Source organism: Aeromicrobium sp. (assembly GCF_047607065.1).
In the GTDB taxonomy this organism is placed as follows: Bacteria; Actinomycetota; Actinomycetes; order Propionibacteriales; family Nocardioidaceae; genus Aeromicrobium.
On record NZ_JASGDU010000058.1, the window covers coordinates 1 to 3,231 of the forward strand.

Genomic DNA, 3,231 nt, shown 5'->3' on the forward strand with positions numbered 1-3,231 from the left:
ATGATCTCCTCGGCAGACTTCAACTCATCCCTTTGTCGCGCGTCGGGTTTGATGGAGGGGTGCAACCATGATGCGGGGATTCCTTCCGGGTGTTGCTCCCCTCCATCAAACCCGACGCGCGACAAAGGGATGAGTTGAAGTCTGCCGAGGAGATCATGAAGATTCTGAATGCCTATGACCTGACCGGGTCGTTGCGTGATGCCGGGGAGTTGGCGGGGTGTTCCCCGAACACGGTGAAGCACTATGTCCAGCGGCGTGCCGCGGCCGGTGTGCTGGATCAGGCCGCGCTGCGGCCGATGCTGATCGACGAGTTCCTGCCGAAGGTCGAGGAGTGGGTCGATCGGTCCAAGGGCAAGGTTCGTGCCGACGTGGCGCACGAGAAGCTCGTCGCGCTGGGATATACCGGGTCTGAGCGCACCACCCGCCGAGCGGTCGCGAAGGTCAAGGCGTCTTACCGCGCCGGGCATGTGCGGGTGCACCGGCCGTGGGTCACCGAGCCGGGGATGTGGCTGCAGTACGACTACGGCGACGGCCCGGTCATCGACGGTGTCAAGACGGTGCTGTTCGTCGCTTGGCTGGCCTGGTCGCGCTTTCGGGTGGTGCTGCCGTTGCGGGACAAGACCATGCCGTCGGTGTTCGCTGCACTCGACGTGACGTTCCGGCGGCTGGGTGGGGTGCCGACCTATGTGTTGACCGACAACGAGAAAACCGTCACGGTCGAGCACATCGCCGGCATCGCGGTCCGTAACCCGCAGCTGGTCGCGTTCGCCGAGCACTACTCGGTGAGCGTCCACACTTGCGTGCCCGCGGATCCGGCGTCGAAGGGCGGGACCGAGTCGAGCGTGAAGATCAGCAAGGCCGACCTCGTCCCGAGGGACACCAACCTGCTGGGTGAGTACGGCTCGTTCGCCGAGCTCGAGGCGGCGTGCGAGGTGTTCTGCGAGAAGGTCAACACCCGTCCGCACAGGATGACGAAGCGGCCGCCGGTCGAGATGCTCGCCGAGGAACGGCTCCGACTGCACCCGGTCGCGGCCACCGTGCACACGGTGGCGTTCGGCACCACCCGGGTCGTGCCGGCCAACACGCCGATGATCACGTTCGAGTCGGGCCAGTACTCGGTCCCGCACCAGCTGCTGGGTGCGACGGTGTGGGTCCGGGCCCACGGTGTCGGCGAGGACGAGCAGGTGATCATCGTCCACGTCGACGACGGCCCTGATGGGAAGGGCCCGGTCGAGGTCGCCCGCCACCACCGGGTGACACCGGGCAGCCCGAGGATCGACGAGGCCCACTTCCCGCCCCAGCCCGAGGGGCCGTTGGAGCGGCGGCCACGCGCGAGGAACGCCGCGGAGTCGGAGTTCCTCGACTTGGGCGAGGGCGCGAGGTTGTGGCTGATCGAGGCCGCCGCCGCTGGGACACCGCGGATGCGGGTCAAGATGAGCGAGGCACTGGCGTTGGCGAAGCTGTTCGAGGCGAGCGAGGTCGACTGGGCACTGGGCCACGCCGCGGTCCACGGCCGGTTCGCCGAGGCCGACCTGTCCTCCATCCTCGACCACCACGCCCGCACCCCGAAGAGCGGGGAACACCGGGCCAGTGAGGACTCCTCGCTGACCCAGGGCACCAGTGCGTGGGCGCGACTCGGCCAACAAGACGGGCAGGCCGTCGACGGCGAGGGCGAGGTGACCAGATGACGACCAGAGCCACCACGCCCCCGCCGATGTCGGCTCCGCCGTTGCCAGCCGACCTGGAGGACCTGCTGCGCCGGCTGCGGCTGCCCCACATCCGTCGCCACGCCCCCGAGATCGTGGCGACCGCGAAGGCCCAACGCTGGGAACCCGCCGAAGTGTTGAAGGCCCTGTTCACCGAAGAGATCGCCGGCCGGGAACGCTCCGCGCTGGCCACCAGGCGCGCAGCTGCCGGGTTCCCGACCGGGAAGACGTTCGAGGCCTGGCAGCCCGAGGTCTCCTCGATCCCCGCACCGACCCAACAGGCGCTACGGACCCTGGAATGGGTGCATCGCCGAGAGAACCTGGTGGTGTGTGGTCCGTCAGGGACCGGGAAGACGTTCCTACTGGAGGCGCTCGGGCAGCAGGCCGTCGAGCAGGGGCTGAAGGTCGCCTGGTTCACCCTGGAAGACCTCGGCGTGCTGCTACGCCGCCACCGTGCCGACGACACTGTCACCAAGGCCATCGCCCGCGTCCTGCGTGCCGACCTCGTCGTGGTCGACGACATCGGGCTCCTGCCCGTAGCCGCGGACGCCGCCGAGGGGCTCTACCGGCTCGTCGACGCCGCCTACGAGAAACGGTCCATCGCGATCAGCTCGAACCTGCACCCCTCCGGGTTCGACGAACTTATGCCCAAGACCCTGGCCACCGCCACCGTCGACAGGCTCCTGCACCACGCCCACGTCTGCCAGACCAGCGGCGACTCCGTCCGGCTCACCCAAGCACTCGCCGGCCAGGGGGTGAACCCCTTGGCCTGACCACCCCTGGCCGGTGGCGGCCGCAGCCCCCATGGGCAGATCCCATGGCCGCCACCGTTCAGATCTCGTGACCGCCACCGTTCAGGTTTCAAGACCGCCACTGATCAGTTCCAGATGGCCCTTGACACTGATGTGTCCTGGGTTCCACGGAGTCGCAGATTTCTTGGATTCTGGTGCTGCTTGAGAACTGGAGGACGAGATGGGACGACGGGGTTACCCGGCCGAGTTCAGAAGACGGGTGCTGGATCTGCTGGCCTCGGGTCGTAGCGTGGCGAGCGTCGCTGCCGATCTGGGTATCAGCGATCAGACGATCTACGGCTGGCGCCAGCAGGAGCGCATCGACCGCGGCGAAGCGGTCGGGCCGACCAGCCCGGAGAAGGCTGAACTCGCGGCAGCGCGGAAGAAGATCGCGCAACTGGAGACTCAGCTGGCGGTGGCCAGCAAGGCGGTGGAGGCGCTCAAGGCCGACGCGGAACCAAAAGGCGGTACGCGGCGGTCGAGGTGATCGCCGCCGCAGGGCTCCCGGTGCAGGTCGCCTGCCGGGTGCTCGGTGTGGCGGAGTCCGGGTTCTATGAGCAGCGCTCTCGGCCGCCGTCGGAGCGGGCGGTGCCACACGCCTGGCTGACGGATCTGATCACCCAGGTCCATGCTGGCTCGCACGGCCGCTATGGCGCCCGCCCGGTGCACGCCGAGCTCACCATGGCCCGCGGCATCGCTGTGGGGCATCAACAGGTGGAGCGGTTGATGCGCCG

The 3,231-nt window shown here is 68.3% G+C and carries 4 protein-coding genes; all 4 read left to right on the forward strand.

Features of this window, described 5'->3' with window-relative positions; all coding sequences use genetic code 11:
* Positions 1 to 134: 134 nt before the first annotated feature.
* Positions 135 to 1,688: an IS21 family transposase gene (gene istA, locus QM597_RS09865; protein WP_415004714.1), complete on the forward strand. Its 1,554-nt coding sequence runs from the start codon at positions 135 to 137 to the stop codon at positions 1,686 to 1,688.
* Positions 1,685 to 2,479, forward strand: a complete 795-nt coding sequence (gene istB, locus QM597_RS09870; RefSeq protein ID WP_415004715.1) for an IS21-like element helper ATPase IstB — start codon at positions 1,685 to 1,687, stop codon at positions 2,477 to 2,479. The genes istA and istB overlap by 4 nt, the downstream gene beginning before the upstream one ends.
* A 199-nt stretch (positions 2,480 to 2,678) precedes the next feature.
* Positions 2,679 to 2,984 (forward strand): transposase, encoded by a 306-nt coding sequence (locus tag QM597_RS09875; RefSeq protein ID WP_415004716.1) that lies wholly within the window; start codon positions 2,679 to 2,681, stop codon positions 2,982 to 2,984.
* On the forward strand, positions 2,981 to 3,231 hold a 251-nt coding region (locus QM597_RS09880), incomplete at its 3' end, for an IS3 family transposase (RefSeq protein ID WP_415004717.1). The genes QM597_RS09875 and QM597_RS09880, both read left to right, overlap by 4 nt.